Below are 23,317 nucleotides of genomic sequence, written 5' to 3'. Positions count from 1 at the left end.
GTCAATCAAAATTTATTGCATTGCAACAATGGCCGGTCAGGGCACGCTGCCTGGCGACTGATGGCTGCCCGGTGCGGGTGCATCGGTGCCTGAGGCCGCACGGTTTTCCAGCTTGGCCAGCCGCGCGTGCAGGGCGTCGATACGGGCTTCCAGCGCGGTCACCTCGTCCGCAGTGGGGACATGCAGGCGCTTGAGCACGCCCTGCACCTGGTCATCGAAGGCCTTTTCGACCTTGTTCCAGGTGCCAGAGGCCTTCTCGCGGGCCTCATCCAGTGACGATTCCACGTTGTCGCGCCAGCCCGGGCCCTGTTCGCCGTGGCGTTCACGGCGGCGGGCCTCCCAGGCTTCGCCTTCCTTCACCAGGCCGTCGAAGAAGCGGCTGCCTTCGGCCTGTGCACGGCCAAGAGCGCCCAGGCCGGCCAGCCAGACCTGCTGCGCCGAGTCACTCAGCTTGCGCGAGAAGCGCTCGGCCTGGTCACCGAACGAGGCGTCGTCGTTGCGGCGGTCATCGTTTTCGTACTGGTTCATCGCACTTCCCGTGGGAGTTGGGCCTGCCCCGAGAGTAGCGCGCGATGGCGTTGCACGGCCGTGACGGCCGTCGCCGGGATTCAGCCCAGCTTTTCCTTCAGCACGCGCTGGATCTCGCCCTCGACCATGCCCTTCATCGCCGACAGCAGGAAGCCCAGCTTGGCGGTGACGCGCACGGCGCCCGGCTGCAGTTCGATCGCACCGTCCACGCCGCTGCCAGAGAAGTTGAGCACGTCGGCGGTCCAGGACGACTTCAGGCCGAAGCGCTCGGACAGCTTGGCGGCGACCTGTTCGATCGCGGCGCGTGCCTGCGCGTCGGGCAGGGCGTGGGCGTGACGGACATCGATGGTGGACATGCAGGCTCCTGGCGCCGGGCGGGGATGATCAATGAGGGCGAGCATTGTGCGCATCGAGGGCCGTCGCGCCAAGCACTCATCGCAGGTTCTTCTTCGTTGGCGGCCAACCTGCTAGGCTGCGCCGCGTGCAGAACCTGCTTGTTCACTTCAGTCAACAACAACAGCCCGACCAGCCGCTGCGGCCCGGGGTGCAACGCATCGTGCGCCAGGCCAACGGCAGCGTGCGGCTCGGCGACGCCGGCCACGGCGCCCTGCTGCTGGCGCAGTTCTGCATGGACGATCGCGGCCTGTGGCTGCAGGTCGGCAACGGTATCCGTGGCATCCACGTGAATGGTCGGCCGGTGCGCCGCATGGCGCTGCTGCGTGCAGGCGATGCGGTCTATGTGGACGGCGTGGAGATGGTGCTGCAGGGCGAGGTCGAGAGCCTGCTGCAGGCACCCGCGCCGAAGAACGACGATGGCACCGATGAGCAGCAGCGCCTGCTGCGCGGTGTCGGCGGCCTGCATCATGGCCGCAGCTATACGCTGTCGCGGGCACGGTTGATCGGCCGCGGCAGCGACGCCGACATCGCCATCGACGATCCGGCCTTCGCCGAACAGCACGCCCGCGTGGAAGTGCACGGTGATCGTGTGCTGCTGCGCGACCTCGGCAGTGCCGACGGCACCCGGGTCAACGGCGTAGCCGTGCGCCACTGCTGGCTGCAGGCCGGCGACCAGGTGGTGTTCGATGGCCAGCATCGTTTCGTGCTGGAAGTGCCGCATGATCCACGTCGGCGGCCGTTGCCGACCGCGGACGAGTCCGGCGAAGACGCGGAACAGGCGCCGGTGCTGCCGGTGACGCCGCGCAGGGTCCGGCGCTGGCCGTGGCTGCTGGCCAGCGCCTTGTTGCTGGCGGCAATGCTCAGCCTGCTGCTCTGGTTCGGCGCGCGGTGACGGTCGCGCGGTGACGGTAGTGCCGGCCGCTGGCCGGCAACCGCCGCCCCGAATCCATGAGGTTGCCGGCCAGCGGCCGGCACTACCCGGTCGCGTCGCCAATGGATTCCAATGAAACCAAATTTCCCTTGCGCCACAAGGCCGCAAGGCTGGTGCACTGCGGCATACTAGGGGTCTTGCCCCACAGGTGTGACATGACGCGCGCGTTCAACTTCAGTGCCGGCCCTGCGACCTTGCCGGAATCGGTCCTGCGCCAGGCGCAGGCGGAAATGCTGGACTGGCACGGGTCCGGCGCTTCGATCGTGGAAATGAGCCATCGCGGCGCGGAATTCATGTCCGTGGCTGCCGAAGCCGAGGCCGACCTGCGTCGCCTGCTCGACATCCCCGACGACTATGCGGTGCTGTTTCTGTCCGGTGGCGCCACCACCCAGCAGGCGCTGATCCCGCTCAACTTCGCCGCCCCGGGCCAGCGTGCCGATTACGTGGTCAGTGGCCACTGGGGCAAGACCGCGGTCAAGCAGGCCGGTGTCTACGTCGACGTCAACATCGCCGCCAGCAGCGAGGCCCACGGCTACCGCGAACTGCCAGCGCGTGCCGACTGGCAGCTGTCGCGCGATGCCGCCTACGTGCACATCACCGTCAACGAGACCATCCACGGCGTCGAGTTCCGTGATGTGCCCGACACCGGCAACGTTCCGCTGATCGCTGACTTCAGCTCGTCCATCGCCAGCGAGCCGCTGGACGTGCGCCGCTACGGTGTGATCTACGCCGGCGCGCAGAAGAACCTCGGGCCCGTCGGCATCGCGGTGATGATCATCCGCCGCGACCTGCTCGAGCGCAGTGGCCAGCCGCGCGCGGACATCTTCGATTACCGCTCGCACGTCGCCCGCGATTCGATGCTCAACACCCCGCCGACCTGGAACTGGTATCTGGCCGGCTTGGTGTTCAAGTGGATGCTGGCCGAGGGCGGCGTGACCGAATTCGCCAAGCGCAACGCCGCCAAGGCCGCGCTGGTGTACGGTGCCATCGACGGCTCCGGCGGCTTCTACCGCAATGAAGTCGCACATGCGGCCCGTTCGCGCATGAACATTCCGTTCTTCCTGCCCGATGCCGAGCTTGACGCCCGCTTCGTCGCCGAAGCCAGGGCCGCTGGCCTGCTGGCGCTGAAGGGCCACAAGGTGGTCGGCGGCATCCGGGCTTCGCTGTACAACGCCATGCCGCTGGCCGGGGCCGAGGCGCTGGTCGCCTTCATGGCCGATTTCCAGCAGCGTCACGGCTGAGCAATGAACGGCGCGCACCGTCGGGTGCGTGCCCCGCAACAGGGAATTCCGATGGCAAGCAGCAAATCCAGCAAGAAGGTGCCGAAGAAGGCCGAACCGGCCAAGGGCAGCGCCTCCACCAAGGCCAAGGGCAAGAGCACGTCCAAGGCTTCGTCGAACCCGGCGCCCACCCTGGCGCCGCTGGCGCTGGCCGATGTGCGCTCGAAGATCGACCAGATCGACCGCGACATCCAGAGCCTGATCGCCGAGCGCGCACGTTTCGCCCACCAGGTCGGCAAGGCCAAGGGCAAGCTGGCCGCTGCCGTCGACTACTACCGCCCCGAGCGCGAAGCGCAGGTGCTGCGGATGGTGGTGGATCGCAACGAAGGCCCGCTCAGCGATGAGCTGCTGGTGCACGTCTACCGCGAGATCATGTCGGCCTGCCTGGCCCAGCAGGAGCCGCTGAAGATCGGCTACCTCGGCCCGGAAGGCACCTTCAGCCAGCAGGCGGTGCTCAAGCACTTCGGCCGCTCCGCGCTGGGCCTGCCGATGGCCAGCATCGAGGAAGTGTTCCAGGAAGTGGAAGCGGGCAACGCCGATTTCGGCGTGGTGCCGGTGGAGAATTCGGGGCAGGGCACCATCCAGATCACTCTGGACATGTTCCTGACCTCCAACCTGAAGATCTGTGGCGAAGTGGAACTGCGCGTGCAGCAGTACCTGATGTCGCGCAGCGGCCGCATCGAGGACATCGAGCGCATCTACGCACACCCGCAGTCGTTCATGCAGACCTCGGCGTGGCTGCGCGCCAACCTGCCGAAGGCCGAGAAGATTCCGGTATCCAGCAACGCCGAAGGTGCGCGCCGTGCGCGCAACGCCGACGACGCGGCGGCCATCGGCGGCGAGAGTGCCGGCCACGTGTACGGCCTGAAGAAGGTGGTCACCAAGCCGATCCAGAACGATGCCGACAACACCACCCGCTTCCTGGTGGTGGGCCGCAACATCTTCCCGACCTCCGGCCACGACCGCACCTCGGTGCTGGTGTTCATCCATGACAAGCCCGGTGCGCTGTTCGACGTGCTCAGCCCGTTCGCCCGCCACGGCATCAGCATGAACCGCATCGAGTCGCGGCCGTCGCACCACGGCAAGTGGGAGTACGGCTTCTTCATCGACCTGGCCGGCCACATCGACGACGCGCCGATGCAGGCCGCACTGGCCGAACTGGAAGCGCACTCGGCACAGATCAAGGTGCTGGGCTCCTACCCGGTGGCCGTGCCCTGAGTGCTGCTGCGGCGGCCCTGGCCGCCGCTCCCTGATGCATCGCCGGCGCTGCCGGCGTTTACGGAATGATCGAACGATGAGCAACGCGCAACACTGGATCGCCCGCAAGGGCCAGCCGCTGCAGGGCAGCCTGACCATTCCCGGCGACAAGTCGGTCTCGCACCGCTCGGTGATGTTCGCCGCGCTGGCCGATGGCACCTCGCATATCGAAGGTTTCCTGGAAGGCGAAGATACCCGCGCTACCGCGCGCATCTTCAGCCAGCTGGGCGTGCGCATCGAAACCCCCAGCCCGTCGCAGCGCATCGTGCACGGCGTCGGCATCGACGGTCTGCAGGCACCCAGCGCACCGCTGGACTGCGGCAATGCCGGTACCGGCATGCGCCTGCTGGCCGGGTTGCTGGCGGGCCAGGCGTTCGACTGCACGCTGATCGGCGACGAGTCGCTGTCGGGCCGACCGATGCGCCGCGTCACCGGCCCGCTGTCGCAGATGGGCGCGAAGATCGACACCCAGGATGACGGCACGCCGCCGCTGCACGTGCATGGCGGCCAGACGCTGCATGGCATCGACTTCGCCTCGCCGGTGGCCAGCGCGCAGATCAAGTCGGCGGTGTTGCTGGCAGGCCTGTACGCACAGGGCGAAACCAGCGTTGTCGAGCCGCACCCGACCCGCGACTACACCGAACGCATGCTGTCCGCGTTCGGCGTGGACATCGAATTCTCGCCGGGCAAGGCGCGCCTGCGCGGCGGCCAACGCCTTCGTGCCACGGATATCGTGGTGCCGGCCGACTTCTCGTCTGCGGCGTTCTATCTGGTGGCTGCCAGCATCATTCCGGGCTCCGAGCTGCGCCTGAAACAGGTCGGCCTGAACCCGCGCCGCACCGGTCTGTTGCATGCGCTGCGCCTGATGGGCGCGGATATCACCGAAGAGAACCCGGCCGAGCAGGGCGGTGAACCGGTGGCGGACCTGGTGGTGCGCTACGCCCCGCTGAAGGGTGCACGCATTCCGGAAGCACTGGTGCCGGACATGATCGACGAGTTCCCCGCGCTGTTCGTGGCCGCCGCCGCCGCCGAAGGCCAGACCGTGGTGAGCGGTGCCGCCGAGCTGCGGGTGAAGGAATCCGATCGTCTCGCAGCGATGGCCACCGGCCTGCGCGCGCTCGGCATGCAGGTGGACGAAACCGAAGATGGCGCCACCCTGCATGGTGGCGTGCGCCTGGGCAGCGGCACCATCGAAAGCCACGGCGACCACCGCATCGCCATGGCGTTCGCCATTGCCGGCCAGATCAGTGACGGCGAAGTGCGCATCAACGATATCGCCAACGTCGCCACGTCCTTCCCGGACTTCGACGGCCTGGCCCGCAGCGCCGGATTCAACCTGGCCTGATCGTCACTGCATCCGCCGGGTCATGCCCGGCGGATCGCAATGCCCGGCAGGTGCCAACCTTGGTTGGCATGCTCACATCTCCCGGTAGGTGCCAACCTTGGTTGGCACGCACACATCTCCCGGTAGGTGCCAACCTTGGTTGGCACGCACACATCTCCCGGTAGGTGCCAACCTTGGTTGGCACGCTTTCCCGCATAAAAGGACGGAGGCCGGAGCCTCCGTCTAAACATCACGAACCCCTCGTCCGCGATCAACGCTGCTCGGTACGGAAATCCACCGGGACCCGCACTACGCTTGCTACTGCGCGGCCGTCATGCACCGCCGGCTGGAACTTCCAGTTCTGCACGGTATTGAGCACCGCACGATCCAGATCGCGACTGCGCTCGCCGCTGCGCGAGACGATCGCAGCGCTGGCAACATTGCCGCGGGTATCGACATTCAGGCTGGCGATCACGCTGCCCTGCACGCCGCTACGCAGCGCGGCGGCGGGGTAGGTGGGCATGCGGTTGCTGGCCAGCGGGCGGGCTTCACGATTGCGCACTGCCGGCGCGGCCTTCCGCGAAGCAGTAGCCGGGGTTGCCTGGCGCGCGGCAGGGGCCGCTGCATCCGTCACCGCGGGCTGCTCAGGGGCCGGCAGCATGCGCTCACCGACCGGCGCCGGTGCCACGTCTTCCTGGTTCGAATGACGCAGCCAGAGCAGGGCGCCGGCAAACATCGCCACGATCAGCGCGATCCACATCCAGGGCGACGTGGGCCTGTGCTGCGCGCTTGAATCGTGCGGCAGCTGCGGCGAATGAAGGTCTTCGTGGGTGGTGGCGGTCATCGCAAACTCCTTCCGTCAATGGACGACGTGGGCAGTGTTGCCCGAGCCACGGACGGGAAGTGTCAGCGTTGCGTCAACGCCACCGGCAGGGTTCAGTTTGCCTGCCGGGAAGTGTTCAGTTACTGCGTCTTGAAGTCGAACGGCACTTCAATGCTGCCGGGTACGGCCTGGCCGTTGCTTTGCGCCGGAGTGAAGCGCCAGCGGCGCACAGCGTCGGTGGCGGCACGGTCGAGCTCGCGTGAACCGCTGCGCTGGATCACCGTGGCGTTGTTCGGATAGCCGGTGGCGTCCACGTCCACGCGTACCACCACCGTACCGGTTTCACCGGCGCGCAGGGCGGCGGCGGGATAGGACGGTGGCGGCGACTGTCCGGCAATCGGCATCGGCTGGCTGTTGCCGGTGGCCGCCGGCGCAGGGCCCGGTGCAGCCGGGGCCGCTTCAGCCATGGGCGCGGGCGGCGGCGGGGCCGTTTCCACCAGCTTCGGCGCTTCTTCCTCCACCGGTGCCGGCTTGGCATCGGGCATGTCGCTGGAACCGGCGGCAGCGGCCAGCGGTTCCGGCAGGGGCTCGATCTGGGCGGTTTCCTGCGGGGTCTGGGCAGCCGGATCGGCGCGGAAGAACTCCTTGTCGCGGCCGGTCAGCCAGACCAGCACGAACAGCAGTACGCCCACGCCGAAGGCGATGCCGGCGATCTTCAGGGCGTTGCGCGGGATATGCACAGTGAACGACTTGGCGGACGACGAGCGGGGTGCAGACATGGACCGGACCAGTACGGAATGGCTCGATTCTGCCACGGCGGGAATGAACCGGGCGGCAGAAATCCGTATAACAAGCGATAATCCCATCCCTGATACCCACCACGACACCTGCCATGCTTGATCCAGCCCTGCTCCGCCACCAGCCCGCCGACCTCGCCGAACGCCTGCGCACCAGCCGCGGCTTCGAGCTCGACGTGTCTGCCCTGGAGTCCCTGGAGGCTGATCGCAAGCGCATCCAGGTGCGGACCCAGGAGTTGCAGAGCCTGCGCAACAGCCGTTCCAAGGCCATCGGCCAGGCCAAGGCCAAGGGCGAGGACGTCTCGGCCATCATGGCCGAGGTCGCAGCCTTCGCCGACGAGCTGAAGGCCTCGGAAGTGGCGCTGGACGAGCTGCGCGAGAAGATCGAAGCGATCTCGATGGGCATCCCGAACCTGCCGGCCGATGACGTGCCGGCCGGTGCCGACGAGAACGACAACGTCGAGCAGTCGCGCTGGGGAACCCCGCGCCAGTTCGATTTCAAGGTGCTCGACCACGTCGAACTGGGCGCCCGCAACGGCTGGCTGGACGGCGAGACCGCGGCCAAGCTGTCCGGCTCGCGCTTCACCGTGCTGCGCGGCCCGATCGCGCGCCTGCACCGTGCGCTGGCCCAGTTCATGGTCGACCTGCACACTGGCGAGCACGGCTATGAGGAAACCAACGTGCCGCTGCTGGTCAACGCCGATTCGCTGCGCGGCACCAGCCAGCTGCCGAAGTTCGAGGACGACCTGTTCAAGACGGCCGTGGGCGATTCCACGCGCTACCTGATCCCGACCTCGGAAGTGCCGCTGACCAACATCGTGCGCGACGAGATCGTCGACGCCGAACGCCTGCCGTTGCGCATGACCGCCCACTCGATGTGCTTCCGTGCCGAGGCCGGCAGCGGTGGTCGCGACGTGCGCGGCATGATCCGCCAGCACCAGTTCGAGAAGGTCGAGCTGGTCTCGATCAGCCGCCCGGAAGACAGCGATGCCGAACACCAGCGCATGACCCGCTGCGCCGAAGTGGTGCTGGAAAAGCTGGGCCTGCCGTACCGCAAGGTGCTGCTGTGCACCGGCGACATGGGCTTCTCTGCGGTGAAGACCTACGACCTGGAAGTCTGGCTGCCGTCGCAGGAGACCTACCGCGAGATCTCCTCGTGCTCGAACTGTGGTGATTTCCAGGCCCGCCGCATGCAGGCGCGCTGGCGCAACCCGGCCACCGGCAAGCCGGAACTGGCGCATACCCTGAACGGCTCGGGCGTGGCCGTCGGCCGCGCGATGATCGCGGTGATGGAGAACTACCAGAACGCCGACGGCAGCATCACCGTGCCGGAAGCCCTGCGGCCGTACATGGGCGGACTGGAAACCATCGCCTGATTCCCTGATCGGGCGGTGCTGCGGCTCCGGTGGGTGCCATGCTTGCATGGCACCGAATCCACGCATGGCGTGGATCTACTGGAGGATGTTGCAGGCGCTCGGCATGATTTCACCGATGCCCCAGCAGATCCACGCCGTGCGTGGATGAACCGCCGTGATCACTCCACAGCGCGCAACTTCTCCAACGGCACCCATCCCGGGTCGCCGGCCTCCGGCACGCACCACGCCCAGCCATTGAGCGTGCGCTGCCCACGCAGCAGCTGCCCGGGATCCACATCCAGTTCCCGCGCGCAGTAGTCCTCCGTGGCAAACGCGCCACCCTGCGCGTCGCGACCGATCACCGGCGCCGGCACGAAACCGGGGTGCTGCCCCTCGGCCTCGCACAGGAACCAGTCATCCCAGCCCTCCGGGCCTTCATGGCGTTCGCCCACTACCAGCGCCTGGCCGCGGCGCAGGGTGATCGGGTGCGGAAATTCGCTGCGGTGCGCAGTGGTCACGATGTAGTTCATGGCCCCAGCCTAACGTGCTGGTGAGCGCCGCGCATGGCACCGATCCACGCATGGCGTGGATCTACTGATGCAAAAAAAACGGCCCCGCAAAGCGGGGCCGCCAGGGTGGGCCGGGATGGGGGAGGGGATCCACGGCCCGCGTTCAGCGCCTCGACGAGGAGAGAGCGGCGCCGAACGCTGGAACGCTTATGCAGCGACGGCTTCGACCACTTCGTGCGACGGCAGGGCTGCCAGTGCACCGGCAATCGCGTCTTCGCGGTGCTGCGGCGAGTAGGCGATGCCCTCGGCGCGCACGAACTCGACCTCGTTGACGCCCATGAAGGCGAACACCTGGCGCAGGAACGGCTCCTGGAAGTCGGCCGGCGAGTCGGTGTAGATGCCGCCGCGGCTGCTGGCGATGATCACCCGCTTGCCACCGGCCAGGCCCACCGGGCCGTTCTCGGTGTACTTGAAGGTGCGGCCGGCCACGGCCACGCGGTCGATCCAGGCCTTCAGCGTGGAAGGAATGCTGAAGTTGTACATCGGCGCGCCGATCACCACGATGTCAGCCTCCAGGAACTGCTGCATCACCTGTTCAGCATCGGTCGCCTCGGCGGCATCGGTCTTGGCCAGCGAGCTGCTGCGCAGATGCGGTACCGGATTGGCGTCAAGATCGCGATAATCGACCTGCAGGCCATCGATCTGGCCCGTGAAGCGGGCGACCACGGCGGCCGACAGCTGGCGCGAGACGGAATTGTCGCCAAGCACGCTGGCGTCGAGATGCAGAAGCTTCATGGCAGTCACCTATGTTCTGGAGGGAAGGGGCGGGGTGGCCCCGCCGACGGAGAGAACGATAGGTTGTTGCAAAGGCGGGATAAAGGTGATTGAATGCCACGTATTGTTCTAGATATGGAACTCGGGCATGCATGACCTGAATGATCTGTACTACTTCGCGATGGTGGTCGACCACGGCGGATTCGCCGCCGCCGAGCGCGCCTTGGGTATCCCCAAGTCGCGACTGAGCCGCCGCATCAGCCAGCTGGAAACCGACCTGGGCGTGCGCCTGCTGCAGCGCTCCACGCGCCGTTTCGCGGTCACCGATGTCGGCACCAGCGTGCACCGCCATGCGCAGACGATGCTGGCCGAGGCCCAGGCCGCGCGCGAAGTGGTGGACCGGCTCAGCGCGGAACCGCGCGGCGTGGTCCGCGCCAGCGTGCCGGTGTCGCTGGCGCAGATGCAGCTGCCCAAGCTGCTGCCCAAGTTCCTTGAGCAGTACCCGAAGGTGCGCCTGCAGCTGAACATCAGCAACCGCCGCGTGGACATCATCAATGAAGGCTACGACGTGGCCCTGCGCGTGCGTTCGCGCTTGGACGATGACGGCAGCCTGGTGATGCGCAGCTTCGGCCAGGTGCAGGAATTGCTGGTGGCCAGCCCGAAGTACCTGGACCGCGCCGGTCGCCCCAAGGACCCGGAAGAGCTGACCCAGCACGTCACCCTCAGCATCAGCGAAGACGAAGCCCGCCAACGCTGGGAGCTGCACGGGCCGGAAGGCGAAGTGCGCCGGGTCGACCTGCAGCCGCGCGTGGCCGGCTTCGACTTCCCGTTGCTGCAGAGCATGGTGAAGGACGGTTTCGGCATCACCATGCTGCCGGAAACCGTGTGCGCCGACGCCGTGCGCAACGGCGAGCTGGAAGTAGTGCTGCCGGACTGGTCGCTGCCGCAGGGCGTATGCCACGCCGTGTTCGCCTCGCGCCGCGGCCTGCTGCCGGCGGTACGCGTGTTCATCGACTTCCTGGCCGAGCACCTGCCGCCGCAGCTGGAAGCCTCGCGCCTGGATTGCGGTGGCGCCTGTGAAAAGGCCAAGGAGCGGATCAAGGCCAGTGCGCTGGGCGCGTTGGCGGTGGACGCGGGCTGAGGGCTGCTGCACCGCTTCCGTGAAGAAAAGCCCCGGCGACGTTCCGGGGCTTTTTGCTTCAATGCGACGGTGTCATCCGCACGCCCAGTCGATCTTCATCTGCTGCAGATCCAACTGTGCGTTGCCGCCACCGAAATTGAAGCCGCCAAAACCCTCCTCGAATTCGAGGTAGTAGGGGCCGAACTCAGGGTAGCCCTGCTGGGGCTGCATCGTTCCGCCGAGGTGAGCAATGGAATCCCAGCGACTCAGGTTCAGTTCCTCACCGCGCTCGCTGAATGCTTCGATGTATCCACTGATGGCGCATTCGCTTTCCCGCTCCCGCGGTGACCTCCCAACGTTGGGATCGTCAGCGCGGATGCCTGTGCTGACCGGCAATGCAACGGCCTCGCTGGAGACGCCTCCGATTCCTGCGCCCGGGATGACGGCATTTCCGTTCCTGGTGTACAGCCATCGCTCGTAGAAATAGCTCGCGTAGTCCTGCCCGATCCAGCTCGGAGGGGCATCCAGCAGGGCTGAATTCAGCTTGGGCGGCAGGCTCAGCTCGCCATCAAACTCCTGCTGGGTAAGCCAGATGGCGCAGAATTGCGTTCCAAGGATGTCTTCCATGCTGTGGCTGTGCGCATGCTTGGCCTGGCGATGCTGCCAGAAGGGAAGCAGGTCGCTACCCTCTGGCGGGGTTGTGGAAAGGGGAGAGGCGAAGTACTTCGCGATTTCCTCGACGGTGCAGAGCTCCTCCTGCTGATCGTCGACGAACAGGGAGAGAGCAACCAGCTCATTTCCCTTGGTTCGGTACTCCGAGGGCAGGTGCAGCGTAAAGGCGTGCCGCAGCGGGTGCCCGTTGCTGGAACTCAAAGGCCATTGTTCAGCGGTGATGCCTGGAGGAAGGCCCAGCGTCCAGCCTCCGGCCCATTCGCTGCCCCGGCCTGCTTTGGGGAGCACGCGCTGGGGGCCAAGCGCTATGTCAAAGGCCTTGGTCAACGTCGGATCGAATATGGGCGATGCAGGCTCACAGTAGGTGGCGTTCGGGTTCTCTAGACGAATGCTCTTTACCGTGTTGTCCCGCGTGTTCACGTTCGCGGCCACCTGCAATCCGTCATCCGTGATGAAGCCGTAGGTCGCCCATCCCTCGCATGCGTCCTCTGGCTCTTCCGGCAGTACAGCGAGACGAGGAGTGTTGGCGAGAGCGTCGCCGATGGCCATGCCCGTACGCAGGCCCTCGACCAGCACCGTCTTGGGCATTGAACAGGCGAAAATGACGTATCCAATGACTCGATCGCTATCCAGTCGAACGAAGACGTCCTTGCTCAGGCAAGTCAGATGACCTTGTTCATCCGGCTCCTTCCATCGGGCGCCCAGAAGTTGGGCCAAGGCGCCTGAAGGCATGCCCGGGCGTATGTTCAGGAGGCTGGAGTTGTCCATGCGGGTGGAACTAGAGGGAATTGGTCACTCTAGCCAGCCGGGGCGTGGGAAGGCTATCGGATTAGTTGCAGATGGACGTGGCGTAGGGGTCTTGGGCAAATCGCCCGGCCGTGCGAGAATGCGTGCCCGGCCAGCAGGCTGGGCCGATGCGGAGAGATGGCCGAGCGGTTTAAGGCACCGGTCTTGAAAACCGGCGAAGGGTTAAACCTTCCGTGGGTTCGAATCCCACTCTCTCCGCCATAACGCGAACGCCCCGGAAGGGGCGTTTTGCATTTCGGACAAGGTCCACTTGAACGCCCGCACAGCGGGTTGCAAGAGATTCCACGGGCCCATTCCTAACGCCCAACCTTCGGCTTGTTTTGGCACAACGGGTAACTGGAGCACGACCGGAACGCCCCATGCGGCCCATTGCGGTCCACGAACACGCCGACCTTGCACACCGGACAGCGCTCTTCGTGGATGGCCGCGCCTGAAATCGCGGTCACTTCCACTGCGCCGTCCTTCACCAGCTCGTCCAGGAACGGCGAACGCTTCCCCTGTAGGGTGAACATGGCCACCGAGCGTCGCGCACGCGTCAGCGCCACATAGAACAACCGCCGCTCTTCGCTCAGCGGGTAGGTATCACCCTCCGGCATTGCCAGGGAAAGGACCGGGTCATCGGCGCGCAGGCTCGGGAAGCTGCGGTTGACCATGCCTGGCAGGATCACATAGTCCGCCTCGCGTCCCTTTGACCGGTGGGCCGTGAGGAACTCCACGTCCATCGTGCTGCCGAAGACTGTCTTCCAATCCGAAGGCATCGCGCTGCGGTCCGCGCGGTAGCGGCCCAGGATGAAGACCGTCACGCGTCCCTTGCGCCCTTGCGGCACCGCCCCGGACAGCAACTGCTGATGCAGCTTCGCAAGGTACTGGCGAACGCCATCCTGCAGCTCCTCGCGACGATTCATCTGGAACGCTTGCAGCACTGGCCCCATTGCCGGTGCGGCAGAACGAACCGCCTTGGCAATCTGCGCTGGATTCCGGCTGATGAAGCGGCTGGACGCATCGCAGAGCGCCTGCGGGCAGCGGAATGTCTGCTCCAGTTTCAGCACCTGGCCATGCCCCATCCATTCGCGGAATCCGGTCATCACCGAAACGTCGGCGCCGGCGAAACGATTGATCGATTGCCAGTCATCGCCCACCGCAAACAGATAGCGGCCGGGGCGGCTGACCAGGGCACGGCAGAGCCGGGCGCGGGCGCGCGAGGCATCCTGGAATTCGTCGGCCATCACCAGTTCGTAGGGCGATTCATAGCGGCCCTGTTCCAGCAGTCCGGCCGCCATGTTGAGCATGTCTTCGAAATCGATGCCGTGCTCGTCAGCCAGTGCGTTGTCCCAGGCCTGGAAAACAGGGCTGGCGATTTCCAGGAAGCGCCGATGCCGTTCCTTGAACTGGTCTTCGGGCATCTGTCGCAGGCGCTCCGCCATATCGTCCAGCGTCAGGCAGTTGCTCTTGGCATGGGCAATGAAGGTGCGCATCAGCCCGATCAGGCCCGCGTCCGGCATGGGCTTTGCGCCCTGCTCGGGCAGCTCGCGGTCGGGGTTGGGGTCGAGTTCGACACCGGACTCGCCAAGCCTCTCGGCCATATCCCGCAGGGCGTATCCACTGCGCAGACCAAACGAGGTGGTTTCAACAAGGGCGGTGCCTCGTGCCGCATGCTGTTGACGCTTCCAATGCATACCTTCGGCGTAGTCGGGAAGCTGCTCTGGCGCCTGGCCATCCGCATCCAGCGAGAAGTGCTCGTGATACAGCCCGGCGTGCGGGTAATAGAAGTTGGGGCGATACTGGCAGTGGGTGTCCGTCGCAGTATCGAACTCGTAGCGTCGCTCGTAGTCGTACGTCACGCCGTTGTAGAACAGCCAGTCGGCGATCACGCATTCTTCCAGGCTCTTCACCCGCTCACCCTGCAGGGTGCGGATGTAGGGCGTGCCATCGCGTTCGTAGCCATCGGCCTCCATTTCCGCGCCGAATGCCGGCAGGTCGCGCCCGAACACCAGGCGGAACATGTCCCACTGGGTGCGGAAGTGGATCGAGCGATCCTTCAGGTCGTCCACCAGTTCGGCCAGCTTGTTGAAGCCCAGCGTGGCGTCAATGGCCCATTCGGGGATGTCGGGCTTGCGGCCGGTGGCCTTGGCGATGATGGCCAGGCCCAGGGCGTGGAAGGTCCGGGCCTCAACCACGGTGTTGCCCATGCCGAGTCGATCGAAGGTTCGCTGCGCACGCTCCTCCAGTTCCTTGGCAGCATCCTTGTTGAAGGCGAGCATCACGATGCGTTCGGGCTCGACAAAGCCGCGGTCAATGGCATAAGCGGCCTTGGCGACCATCGTGGAGGTCTTGCCGGAGCCGGCCGCGGCCACGACCTGCACCCGATTGTCGAAGCAGATGACGGCGCGGGCCTGTTCCTCGGTCAGCGGCTTGCTCTCGACACGGCCCAGGAAGCCCTTGGCCAACACCAGCTCGCGCAGGGTCATGGCCTCATTGGCTTCGGCCCAGGCAGCGGGCCAATCCAGGTTCCAGTCGCGCAGGGCGTCCAGCGCTGCGCGATGGCTGTCCGCATGCAGATCTTCATGCACGTCATCATCGCGGAACAGCTGCTCCAGCTCAGGCGGCTGCAGGGGCAGGTCTGAGCGCTTCGCCAGCAGCGCCTGCTGCTGCTCATGGGTGATCCAGCGGCGGCCGGCACTGCCACGATCGATGAGGGCATCCGCGTCGCTCAACCAGGACTGGATCTGCTCCAGAATCGTGTCGAACAGGGCCTTGCGTCCACGCGTGGTTCGCGCAAAGAGCAGGTGCTGCAGGGCCCCCGCAAGCCGGGACGCTGGTCCGTTGGGGAGCCCGTCCACGCACAGCCCGGCAGCATCGCCGGTCTGCAGTTCGACCCGTGACCAGAAGACCCCTCGATGGACTTGCACCTGCTGATCATCATCCACGCGCAGCCGGTACTGCTGGCCGGAGACACTGAGTTCAACGTACTCGCCATCAAGCCGCAGCGACCAATGGGGCGAACGGGTCAAGCGTCGGCCCCAGCCCGAAGGGCGCCATTCCATAGACATCCAGATACTGCCTTGCAAGCGTCAATAGGGCTTATTGAGCCCCTAAGCCCACATGATAAGGGGCTTGGAAGCCGCCTGTGGTCGTCAGCTCGCGGATTGACCTCGGTACGGGCTTCGCGTGCGCAGGAAGTGGTCGGTGGAGTCGCGGGGTGTCGCGTTTATCGCGTGCGTCCCGGATGCGGGCTCCGTACGTGCCACTATGCACCTGTGCAATGGTGTGCCACGATCCGGCGGCTCACTGCATGTTAAGTGGAAGCAGTGCTTGGAGAATGGCTTGGGAGGGAATGCCCCGATGAATGCAGTGGATCCGGAATTAAAGAGGTTGCTGGCAAGGTTCGATGAGTGCCACACCTTCGAAGGCTGCGAGTTGACCAGTCCGGAAAGCCATGGGATCGACGACGATACGCCGCTGCATATAGCGGCGTTCAATAACGACGTGGATCTACTCAAAGAGTTGATGCCGTTCGTCACCAATATCGACGTACTCGGGGATATTGGATTGACCCCGATGGCGAACGCCGTGATTAGTGAAAGCCTCGAGGCCGTTGTCTACCTTCTCTCCTGTGGTGCGGACCCCATGATCCTGGATGAAGTGGGCGATTCGGTGCTGGATATCATGAAGATGAGACCCGTCTTCAATCAGTTGGTTGAGCAGATCGAGAGCGAGCTGCCGGGGGCGGTTTGAGGTGGGCGAGGTGTGGGTGCTGAGGCGCGCTCGTGGCTCCGCAACCTGGGGCAGGCCGAGAAGATCACGGCGCTAGGATCGCGTACCATCACTCGTAGGCGCGCTCCTGCTTCGTCGGCGGTACTTCCACCACATCACCGCGTCGGATCAGCTCGTCCAGATCCACCGCCGAAGCGGCCAGGGCATCCTGCGCATCGAAATCCCACTTGTCCTTGTACTCGCGTGCCAGCAGGTCGCAGACCGCTTTGGCACGCGGATAGGCATCGTCCTTGCCCTCGTTCTGCTTCAGCGCATCGCGATGGATCTGGCACAGCATGAGCTGGTGCGCATCCTCGGCGCGCTCGCGCTCCCAGGTGATGTCGGGCAGGCCCGAAAGCGCAGCGGCAAGTGCGAACGCGGTCATTGGCATGTCGGGTGTCCAGGCAGCGATGGGAACCCGAGCGTATGCGAGCGGCAGTGGCTTGGGGACACCACCGCCCGCGTCGTTTCACTGCATGTTCACCATTCGCCGCAGCATGGAAGCTGCATCAGATGCAGTTGATCCAGACTATCTCCTCACGCATTCACATTCACCACAATCCGCCCACGCACCTTGCCCGGGATGATCTGGTCGTAGACGTCCAGCACCTCGGCAAGCCCGATCAACTGCACGGTACTTTCGAGCTTCTGCGGATCCAGGTCGGTGGCAAGCCGGTCCCACGCGCGCTGTCGGATGTCCTGCGGCGCATTCACCGAATCCACACCGGCAAGCGTCACGTTGCGGAGAATGAAGGGCAGCACCGAGCCATGCAGCTCATCACTCTGCGCCAGCCCGCAGGCGGCCACGGCGCCTCGGTATTTCGTCTCGGCAATGGCGTTGACGAGGGTAGGGCCACCGGCCACATCCACCACCCCGGCCCAGCGTTCGGCGCTCACCGGCCGCTCGCGCGGTTCTGAAAGCCGCGCGCGGTCGATGATCTCGGCGGCACCCAGGCTGTGCAGATACTCGGCGTGTTCAGGTCGCCCAGTGGCAGCCACCACGCGATAGCCCAGCTTTGAGAGGATCGCCACCGCGATCGAACCGACGCCACCGTTGGCGCCGGTCACCAGCACATCGCCCTTTTCGGGCGTCAGCCCCGCATGTTCGAGGGCCAGTACGCACAGCATGGCGGTATAGCCTGCGGTACCGATGGCCATGGCGTCGCGGGTGCTGAAGTTGCCGGGAATCCGGTTGAGCCATTCGCCCCGCACGCGCGCGCGCTGGGCCAGCCCGCCGTGATGTCCCATGCTCAGGTCCCAGCCATTGAGCACAACGCGGTCGCCTGGCTGGAAGTCGGCTCTACTGGATTCCAGCACCACACCTGCCAGATCGATGCCGGGAATGAGCGGGAACGTCCGGATGACCGGACTCTTGCCGGTCAGGGCGAGCGCATCCTTGTAGTTCAGCGTGGAGTACTCGACGTCCACCAGAACGTCGCCGTCCATCAGATCGGCTTCATCAAAATCGACCAGCTCGGTCGAAACCTGGTTGTTCGTCTTGCGGGTGAGCAGTGCTTTGAACGTCATGCTGGGCCTCACATTCAAGGAATGGGGCCATGCTAGGCTCGCACCGTTATCGCAACAAGAACGATGAATTTCCGTAGGTACTATGGTTTTCCGGAGTATGCATGCGTAGCAGGCGTTGGGATGGCAAGAGCGGTTGCGCGGTGGAAGTCACGCTGTCGGTGATGGGCGGCGTGTGGAAGCCGATCATTCTGTTTCACCTGATGACAGGCAAGCGACGTTTCATGGAGCTGACCCGGCGTGTGCCCAACGCCACCCAGTCCATGCTGACCAGCCAGCTGCGGGAACTGGAGGCTGACGGGGTGGTGATCCGCCACGTGTACCCGGAAGTGCCGCCGAAGGTGGAGTACGAGCTTTCCGAATTCGGTCGCACGTTGGTGCCGGTGCTGCTTGCCATGCGCGAGTGGGGTGAAACCTATCGCGGCCATAAAGGCACGGACAGCAACGGCTGATACCTGGAGTGGAGTGCCGAAGCAGTATCCGCAGTACTGCAGGCAGCGTATGTGGCGCGCAGCCTGGTTTCATGAAGGGCTGCGATGCGGTTCCTGTTCCGTGGACGCCCGGTTGCCTATAGTGGCGCTGGAACCCTGCAATGGAATGCCCATGCACGTGATGCCCCCCAGCCGGTGTCTGACGCTTGCACTTGCCGTTGCAGTGAGTGCCGGCGCCTGTGCGCGGCCACCGTCCAACGAACACGAAAGGAATCCCGCCATGTCCGGCGCAACCCAGACCGGCCGCACGATCAACGGCCACACCTATACCGATGCACCCGTGGACGTGAAGCTCGGGCCGAATACCTTCCGCATTCCAGCCAACTACCTGGACAGCCAGATCGCACCGTGGCCGGGCGAGGGCGTGACGCTGGTCATCGAGTGGCCGGACATGAAGCCGACGGCGCCGGGTGCGCGGGCGAATCCGCGTACGAATGATTTCCGGAAGGAGATTGCTGTGGCGATCGATTACATCGATCGCGCGCCAATCGAAACATCATTGGAGCGATTGTCCTCTAACCAGGCATCCACCGAGGAAGGATCGGTGGAGCGAGGGGATCCTCGGGATCGGCTCGATCTGCGCATTGCGCGGCCCGACGTCATGGGTCTGACGCCTTACGCCATCGATGAAACGAGGATGGGGGTTTTCTCGAAGGAATACGAAGCACGCTATGGAAAACCGCCCACGCGCAATCCTGCCTTTGAAGATGACTGGTACATCGCGCGCGCTCCCAACGGCGGCCTGGCCACATTCATCAAATGCGAAAGCACGGCGTTCCGGGGGGATGGCGTTCGCCTGCAGGGCGATCAGGTCATCAGTGAGCAAGGACAAGCCGCCGCGGGGTGCTTCCACTATTTCTCGGATGTGGAGAACAAGCTTTCCATCTCGCTGAACTACAAGCGGGCCTTCCTGGCGGACTGGAAGCGGATGGAAGATGCGGTGCGGGATGTTCTCGCGCGCTCCCGCGTCCGGTAGTGAATGCACTCAGGAGCAGGCTATGAGTGGATTGACGCAAGAGAATCTCAAGATTCTGGCCAGCTATGCCAAGGCCGGAAACCGCGAGTTGTACTGGAACTATCTGTCGCAGCTGCCAGATGCGGATGGCTATGGCACGCTTGCGCTGGGTGTTGTTCGCAACGACAGCCTGCCAGGCCGCGTTGCAAACAGCTACGCGCAGGATTACGCCCGTGATCAGGAGGGCAAGGGCTCCGGCTTTCCCGATGCGCAGCTGAGCGAGCGCCAATGGGAGATGTTTGGGCAGACGCTTCTGCGCCAGGACCTGGAGCGACGCCTGTACTGGATGGAGCAGGGCCGCCCAGACCTGGCACTGAATCTTCCCGGCAAGGATGTAATGCTGGCTCACGACCGTGCATTTGAACGGCATGAACTCGATCCCAACTGCTGGACGCCGCGCGTGTTGCTGCAGGCGGCTGAGCAGAAGAGCGGCCCCGCGAAGCTGGAACAGATCTGGACCAACATGCTCAACAATGACTACGCCGGAGGCCCGCGTGTAGGCAACACCAGCGTCGATGCCATCAGCCAGATGGGATGGACGAAAGGCGGCCAGTACCTCACCCGGTTGAGCGTGCTGGAAGCCACCCAGGCCCTGGAAGGGCGCTCGGCGGTCGATCCGAACGTCATCGGTGGCAACAGCTACTACGCGATGTACTTCGAGGCGGACAGGAAATGGGCCAGCATCAGTGCGGGCGGCGGTCACATGTCGCTGCGCGAGATCACCGATCCCTCACGTATCGCCGAACTCAACGACGCGCGCGAGGTTCGTCTGGAGCGCCTGGAGAAGCGAACCCAGTTCCACCCGGACGACCCATATCGGACCATTACCCGCAGCCCGCTTACCGCAGCCGTGGACGACGTGGCGGATCCCTCACAGGCGCCGACCCGTCTGGCCGACATTGGTCCTGGCCACCGTGAGTACACATTGCTGCAGCAGGTGCGCGAAGGCGTGGCCGCGATCGATGCCAGCGCGGGACGTACCCACGATGAGAACAGCGAGCGTCTTGTGGCGAGCGTGATGGCCTTGGCCCGCCGCAACCAGCTTGAACGCGCCGATCACGTGCTGCTGAGCGCCCAGACGGCCGACGCTCCCGCAGGGCGGAACGTGTTCGTGGTGCAGGGCGAGATGACCGACCCCGCCCACCTGCGCGCTTCAATGCCCACGGATATAGCAGTACAGACGCCGGTTGCGCAGTCGTTGCAGCAGATGAAAGCGGTCGACCTGGATCGCCAGCAGACTGCCGCGCAACGCCAGCAGGAAATTGATGTGCAGGCGCGCGAGAACCATGCGATGCGGATGGGATGAAATCACACCGCCAGTCGCGTATGGAACCTTTTCAGTAGTAAGGCGCAGCGCCTGCCAGCCAATGCCAGCCCCCGAAATGGGGGCCGGCACGCATCACGGCAGTGCGTGGCTTACGGGATGGTGCAGCCGCTGTTCCGCAGGCAACGAGCAAACGCCGGGTAACAGACTTTCTCGCCATTACCCGCCGCCAAGCACGCGTCATACGCGGTGTAGCAAGGGGTACAGCGGGACTGCGCGGAGGCACTGCCGATTCCCAAGGTCAGTGCAGCAGCCGCAATAGCAACAGACAGCTTGAATCCAATCTTCATGCTTCACTCCGTTGATAGCCCTCCTTGGGCAACGGCAACGCTACAGGCGGAGGAGATCGTGCACAAGTGACTGGAAGTGCCGACGGTTTCGGACACGCGTGGATCAGTGCCAGGCAACGATCTGCTTGCCGGCAGTGGATCAGCGCTACACGTGCTTCCGGTCAGAAGCTGTAGGCCGCCTGCACATACACCCGCCGTGGATCGCCGGGGAAATGCCCGTTGCGTTCAATGAAGCCACTGGCCGCATACACTTTGTCGAACAGGTTCTTGACGTTGGCCTGGAACTGCCACTGCCTCCACGTGGTCTTCCAGCTCATGTCGAACACGGTGTAGGCCTTGACGGTCTGCCCATCCAGGCTGACGCGTTCGCCGACGTGATCCGCGCCAAAACCGATGGCGGAGTTGATCGCCGGCAGGTCATAACGCGTCCACAACCCCAGCTTGTTGCGCGGCGCATTGGCGAATCGGTCGCCTGAGGCGTTGGTGATGCCATTCGGGCCGGCGTCCTTCACCCGCGCATCGTTGTATGCGTACGTCAGATTCAGCACCCAGCGCTCGCTGAGGTCGGCCAGCAGGTCAAGCTCCATGCCGGTGCTGCGTACCAGGCCCAGCGCGGCCAACTGGTTCACGCCACCGATCACCTCGCCGGTGGCCTGCACGATGTTGCTGCGGTCGATCCGGTAGGCCGCCATGTTCAAGGCCACACGGTCGGCCAGCAGCGACTTCATGCCTACTTCCCACTGCTTGCTGCGCTCGGCATCGAACGGTCCGCCAGCGGCCGGGTTCTGGTTGGCGGCACTCTGCGGCACGAAACCACTGGCGACGTTGGCGTAGACGTTCAGGCCCTCGCGCACGGTGAACGTGCTGCCCAGCCGCCAGCTGAGATCGTTGCCATCCACACTGTTGCCAGTGATGCGATCCTCATCCTTGAAGCCATCCCAGCGCACCCCGGCCAGCAAATGCCAGCGCGGGCCCAGTACCAGTTCGTCCTGCAGGTAGCCGCCATGGCGCTTGCTGCGGGTGGATGTGCTGCGCCAGGGCAGGGCCGCCAGGTTGTAGTCGTGCCAGGTACTGGCGCCGTACACGGGATTGAACAGGTCGATGCCGCGCACCGGCCCGGCGCCACGCGCAAGGTCAGCGCTGTTCGCGGTCTGTGCGGTGAAATCCGCATCCAGCTGGTACACATCGGCGCCGAACAGCACCTTGTGCTCAACCGTGCCGGTGGCCACCCGCCAGACGGCATTGCCGTTGGCAGTGAATGCTTCGTTGTCGCGTATCTGGTTGCGCAGCTGGCGGGTCATCCACTCGGCCACGCCATCGCGGTCACGATCGATCAGGCCCATCGGCTCGTGGTACATCTGGTGTTCGTTGTTGCTGAACCAGCGGGCGGCGAAGTCCAGGTCCAGAGTGTCGCTCGGCGCGAAACGGTACTGCGCCAGCGCCACTTTGGCGCGCATGTCGAGGAAGTCGCTGGCCTCGTTGTGGTTCCAGCGGCGGTCGGTCAGGAACGTGCCTGCATCGTTGACCGGCACGCCACGCAGGCGGTTGCCGCCAAGGTTCTGGGTGATGTCGGTGAACTGCAGCACCAGCTCGCCGGTCTGGCCAACGTCGAAGGCCAGCGAGGCGTCGCCGATCACGCTCTCGCTGTCGGTGTTCCAGCGCACGCCCTGTTCACTGTCGGCATAGAGCCCGGCGCGATAGCGTACGCTGCCGGCGGCATTCAACGGCCCGGTACCCTCGATCGATCCGGCACGGAAGTCCTTGTCGCCGAGCTGGACCTCGATGCGGCGTTCGTCGCTGGCTTTCGGCTTGCGGGTCACGTAGTTGATGACACCGCCCGCATCACCCCCGCCATACAGTGCGCCTGCCGGCCCCTTCAGCACTTCCACGCGCTCGATGTTGAACAGCTGCGGCACCGAAAATCCTGCGTACGGGTCGCCGCGCAGGCCGTCATACAGCACGTTCTCCTGGCGGAAGCCGCGCAGGGTCACCCCGGCATAGCTGAAATAGCTGATGCCGCTGATGCTGCGATAGAGGTCGGTCACCTGGCGCGCGGCCTGGTCGTCGATCAGTTCACGCGGGATGACCTGGATCGACTGTGGGACCAGCTCCAGGGGTGTATCCGTGCGGGTACCGACCGCAGCATCGTCTACCCGATACAGCGTCTGTGCACGTCCGCGAACCTCGACCTTGTCCAGGTCCTTGGGCGTGGTCGTCGAGGGCTCGGCAGCATGGGCAAGGGCGGCCAGGGGCAGGGTCAGTGCCAGGCAGAGGCTGCGCTGCAGGGGCGTGGAAAGGGGCATTGGGGGAGGGTCATGTGTCTGCAAATGAGAAAGATTAGCATTTG

General features: G+C 65.0%; 21 protein-coding genes and 1 tRNA gene. 11 read left to right on the top strand and 11 right to left on the bottom strand.

Annotated elements, in window-relative coordinates:
* Positions 1-36: 36 nt before the first annotated feature.
* Both Q9Q79_RS12915 and Q9Q79_RS12910 read right to left on the bottom strand, forming a co-directional pair.
* A complete protein-coding gene (locus tag Q9Q79_RS12915) occupies positions 37-528 on the bottom strand; it encodes a phasin family protein (protein WP_012480721.1) in 492 nt (163 codons plus the stop codon).
* A gap of 80 nt (positions 529-608) precedes the next feature.
* On the bottom strand, positions 609-884 hold the full coding sequence (locus tag Q9Q79_RS12910) for a polyhydroxyalkanoic acid system family protein (protein WP_005417302.1): 276 nt from the start codon (positions 882-884) through the stop codon (positions 609-611).
* 125 nt (positions 885-1,009) lie between these two features.
* On the opposite strand from Q9Q79_RS12910, the gene Q9Q79_RS12905 reads away from it, so the two are divergent.
* The 4 genes from Q9Q79_RS12905 (at position 1,010) to aroA (ending at position 5,737) form a co-directional block, all read left to right on the top strand.
* Positions 1,010-1,816: an FHA domain-containing protein gene (locus Q9Q79_RS12905; RefSeq protein ID WP_099527309.1), complete on the top strand. Its 807-nt coding sequence runs from the start codon at positions 1,010-1,012 to the stop codon at positions 1,814-1,816.
* Between the two features lie 194 nt (positions 1,817-2,010).
* Positions 2,011-3,096, top strand: a complete 1,086-nt coding sequence (serC, locus tag Q9Q79_RS12900; RefSeq protein WP_201862278.1) for a 3-phosphoserine/phosphohydroxythreonine transaminase — start codon at positions 2,011-2,013, stop codon at positions 3,094-3,096.
* Positions 3,097-3,147: 51 nt separating this feature from the next.
* Positions 3,148-4,353: a prephenate dehydratase gene (pheA, locus tag Q9Q79_RS12895; RefSeq protein ID WP_099527311.1), complete on the top strand. Its 1,206-nt coding sequence runs from the start codon at positions 3,148-3,150 to the stop codon at positions 4,351-4,353.
* Between the two features lie 76 nt (positions 4,354-4,429).
* Entirely contained in the window at positions 4,430-5,737 is a 1,308-nt protein-coding gene (aroA, locus tag Q9Q79_RS12890; protein WP_012480718.1) for a 3-phosphoshikimate 1-carboxyvinyltransferase, read from the top strand.
* 250 nt (positions 5,738-5,987) lie between these two features.
* On the opposite strand, the gene Q9Q79_RS12885 is transcribed toward aroA, so the two are convergent.
* A complete protein-coding gene (locus Q9Q79_RS12885) occupies positions 5,988-6,560 on the bottom strand; it encodes an energy transducer TonB (RefSeq protein WP_012480716.1) in 573 nt (190 codons plus the stop codon).
* 119 nt (positions 6,561-6,679) lie between these two features.
* The gene (locus Q9Q79_RS12880) at positions 6,680-7,318 is read right to left on the bottom strand and encodes an energy transducer TonB (protein WP_033835298.1); all 639 of its coding nucleotides are present in this window, start codon (positions 7,316-7,318) and stop codon (positions 6,680-6,682) included.
* Positions 7,319-7,431: 113 nt separating this feature from the next.
* On the opposite strand from Q9Q79_RS12880, the gene serS reads away from it, so the two are divergent.
* Entirely contained in the window at positions 7,432-8,712 is a 1,281-nt protein-coding gene (gene serS, locus Q9Q79_RS12875; protein WP_005410178.1) for a serine--tRNA ligase, read from the top strand.
* A gap of 158 nt (positions 8,713-8,870) precedes the next feature.
* Here serS and Q9Q79_RS12870 read toward each other — a convergent pair whose 3' ends face one another.
* On the bottom strand, positions 8,871-9,221 hold the full coding sequence (locus Q9Q79_RS12870) for a ligand-binding protein SH3 (protein ID WP_099527313.1): 351 nt from the start codon (positions 9,219-9,221) through the stop codon (positions 8,871-8,873).
* Between the two features lie 186 nt (positions 9,222-9,407).
* Positions 9,408-9,995, bottom strand: coding sequence for an NAD(P)H-dependent oxidoreductase (locus Q9Q79_RS12865; RefSeq protein WP_024956390.1), 588 nt, complete (start codon positions 9,993-9,995; stop codon positions 9,408-9,410).
* Between the two features lie 127 nt (positions 9,996-10,122).
* Here Q9Q79_RS12865 and Q9Q79_RS12860 point away from each other — a divergent pair, with 127 nt between their 5' ends.
* A complete protein-coding gene (locus Q9Q79_RS12860) occupies positions 10,123-11,115 on the top strand; it encodes a LysR family transcriptional regulator (protein WP_005410175.1) in 993 nt (330 codons plus the stop codon).
* A gap of 72 nt (positions 11,116-11,187) precedes the next feature.
* Here Q9Q79_RS12860 and Q9Q79_RS12855 read toward each other — a convergent pair whose 3' ends face one another.
* Positions 11,188-12,534 carry a hypothetical protein gene (locus tag Q9Q79_RS12855; RefSeq protein WP_099527314.1) on the bottom strand — a complete coding sequence of 449 codons (1,347 nt, stop codon included), beginning with the start codon at positions 12,532-12,534 and terminating at the stop codon, positions 11,188-11,190.
* 150 nt (positions 12,535-12,684) lie between these two features.
* Here Q9Q79_RS12855 and Q9Q79_RS12850 point away from each other — a divergent pair.
* Positions 12,685-12,774, top strand: a tRNA-Ser gene (locus tag Q9Q79_RS12850).
* Positions 12,775-12,869: 95 nt separating this feature from the next.
* Here the strand turns inward: Q9Q79_RS12850 and Q9Q79_RS12845 are convergent.
* Positions 12,870-15,617 carry a UvrD-helicase domain-containing protein gene (locus Q9Q79_RS12845; RefSeq protein ID WP_201862295.1) on the bottom strand — a complete coding sequence of 916 codons (2,748 nt, stop codon included), beginning with the start codon at positions 15,615-15,617 and terminating at the stop codon, positions 12,870-12,872.
* A gap of 298 nt (positions 15,618-15,915) precedes the next feature.
* Between Q9Q79_RS12845 and Q9Q79_RS12840 the strand changes: the two genes are divergently transcribed.
* Positions 15,916-16,308, top strand: coding sequence for an ankyrin repeat domain-containing protein (locus Q9Q79_RS12840; protein ID WP_032967218.1), 393 nt, complete (start codon positions 15,916-15,918; stop codon positions 16,306-16,308).
* A gap of 88 nt (positions 16,309-16,396) precedes the next feature.
* On the opposite strand, the gene Q9Q79_RS12835 is transcribed toward Q9Q79_RS12840, so the two are convergent.
* Positions 16,397-16,717: a hypothetical protein gene (locus tag Q9Q79_RS12835; protein ID WP_049449063.1), complete on the bottom strand. Its 321-nt coding sequence runs from the start codon at positions 16,715-16,717 to the stop codon at positions 16,397-16,399.
* A 146-nt stretch (positions 16,718-16,863) separates the two neighbouring features.
* Positions 16,864-17,853, bottom strand: coding sequence for an MDR family oxidoreductase (locus Q9Q79_RS12830; protein ID WP_024956405.1), 990 nt, complete (start codon positions 17,851-17,853; stop codon positions 16,864-16,866).
* Between the two features lie 101 nt (positions 17,854-17,954).
* Here Q9Q79_RS12830 and Q9Q79_RS12825 point away from each other — a divergent pair, with 101 nt between their 5' ends.
* From Q9Q79_RS12825 to Q9Q79_RS12815, 3 genes are all read left to right on the top strand, one after another.
* Positions 17,955-18,302, top strand: coding sequence for a helix-turn-helix domain-containing protein (locus Q9Q79_RS12825; protein ID WP_005410145.1), 348 nt, complete (start codon positions 17,955-17,957; stop codon positions 18,300-18,302).
* 151 nt (positions 18,303-18,453) lie between these two features.
* Positions 18,454-19,317 carry a hypothetical protein gene (locus Q9Q79_RS12820; RefSeq protein ID WP_201862279.1) on the top strand — a complete coding sequence of 288 codons (864 nt, stop codon included), beginning with the start codon at positions 18,454-18,456 and terminating at the stop codon, positions 19,315-19,317.
* Between the two features lie 22 nt (positions 19,318-19,339).
* Positions 19,340-20,662 carry an XVIPCD domain-containing protein gene (locus Q9Q79_RS12815; protein ID WP_049407067.1) on the top strand — a complete coding sequence of 441 codons (1,323 nt, stop codon included), beginning with the start codon at positions 19,340-19,342 and terminating at the stop codon, positions 20,660-20,662.
* 469 nt (positions 20,663-21,131) lie between these two features.
* Here the strand turns inward: Q9Q79_RS12815 and Q9Q79_RS12810 are convergent, their stop codons facing one another.
* Positions 21,132-23,273, bottom strand: a complete 2,142-nt coding sequence (locus tag Q9Q79_RS12810; protein WP_049460727.1) for a TonB-dependent receptor — start codon at positions 23,271-23,273, stop codon at positions 21,132-21,134.
* Positions 23,274-23,317 lie beyond the last annotated feature (44 nt).

It is taken from the genome of Stenotrophomonas sp. a6 (assembly GCF_030913325.1).
Lineage (GTDB): Bacteria > Pseudomonadota > Gammaproteobacteria > Xanthomonadales > Xanthomonadaceae > Stenotrophomonas > Stenotrophomonas maltophilia.
Note: the sequence above shows the minus strand (reverse complement) of the source record. Positions and strands in the feature narration are given on the sequence as shown.

Excerpts from the sequence above, each read along its gene's own strand:
- Q9Q79_RS12915 (WP_012480721.1), bottom strand. The coding sequence starts at position 528 with ATGAACCAGTACGAAAACGATGACCGCCGCAACGACGACGCCTCGTTC.
- Q9Q79_RS12910 (WP_005417302.1), bottom strand. The coding sequence starts at position 884 with ATGTCCACCATCGATGTCCGTCACGCCCACGCCCTGCCCGACGCGCAG.
- serC (WP_201862278.1), top strand. The coding sequence starts at position 2,011 with ATGACGCGCGCGTTCAACTTCAGTGCCGGCCCTGCGACCTTGCCGGAA.
- pheA (WP_099527311.1), top strand. The coding sequence starts at position 3,148 with ATGGCAAGCAGCAAATCCAGCAAGAAGGTGCCGAAGAAGGCCGAACCG.
- aroA (WP_012480718.1), top strand. The coding sequence starts at position 4,430 with ATGAGCAACGCGCAACACTGGATCGCCCGCAAGGGCCAGCCGCTGCAG.
- Q9Q79_RS12885 (WP_012480716.1), bottom strand. The coding sequence starts at position 6,560 with ATGACCGCCACCACCCACGAAGACCTTCATTCGCCGCAGCTGCCGCAC.
- Q9Q79_RS12880 (WP_033835298.1), bottom strand. The coding sequence starts at position 7,318 with ATGTCTGCACCCCGCTCGTCGTCCGCCAAGTCGTTCACTGTGCATATC.
- serS (WP_005410178.1), top strand. The coding sequence starts at position 7,432 with ATGCTTGATCCAGCCCTGCTCCGCCACCAGCCCGCCGACCTCGCCGAA.
- Q9Q79_RS12870 (WP_099527313.1), bottom strand. The coding sequence starts at position 9,221 with ATGAACTACATCGTGACCACTGCGCACCGCAGCGAATTTCCGCACCCG.
- Q9Q79_RS12865 (WP_024956390.1), bottom strand. The coding sequence starts at position 9,995 with ATGAAGCTTCTGCATCTCGACGCCAGCGTGCTTGGCGACAATTCCGTC.
- Q9Q79_RS12860 (WP_005410175.1), top strand. The coding sequence starts at position 10,123 with ATGCATGACCTGAATGATCTGTACTACTTCGCGATGGTGGTCGACCAC.
- Q9Q79_RS12855 (WP_099527314.1), bottom strand. The coding sequence starts at position 12,534 with ATGGACAACTCCAGCCTCCTGAACATACGCCCGGGCATGCCTTCAGGC.
- Q9Q79_RS12845 (WP_201862295.1), bottom strand. The coding sequence starts at position 15,617 with ATGGAATGGCGCCCTTCGGGCTGGGGCCGACGCTTGACCCGTTCGCCC.
- Q9Q79_RS12840 (WP_032967218.1), top strand. The coding sequence starts at position 15,916 with ATGAATGCAGTGGATCCGGAATTAAAGAGGTTGCTGGCAAGGTTCGAT.
- Q9Q79_RS12835 (WP_049449063.1), bottom strand. The coding sequence starts at position 16,717 with ATGCCAATGACCGCGTTCGCACTTGCCGCTGCGCTTTCGGGCCTGCCC.
- Q9Q79_RS12830 (WP_024956405.1), bottom strand. The coding sequence starts at position 17,853 with ATGACGTTCAAAGCACTGCTCACCCGCAAGACGAACAACCAGGTTTCG.
- Q9Q79_RS12825 (WP_005410145.1), top strand. The coding sequence starts at position 17,955 with ATGCGTAGCAGGCGTTGGGATGGCAAGAGCGGTTGCGCGGTGGAAGTC.
- Q9Q79_RS12820 (WP_201862279.1), top strand. The coding sequence starts at position 18,454 with ATGCACGTGATGCCCCCCAGCCGGTGTCTGACGCTTGCACTTGCCGTT.
- Q9Q79_RS12815 (WP_049407067.1), top strand. The coding sequence starts at position 19,340 with ATGAGTGGATTGACGCAAGAGAATCTCAAGATTCTGGCCAGCTATGCC.
- Q9Q79_RS12810 (WP_049460727.1), bottom strand. The coding sequence starts at position 23,273 with ATGCCCCTTTCCACGCCCCTGCAGCGCAGCCTCTGCCTGGCACTGACC.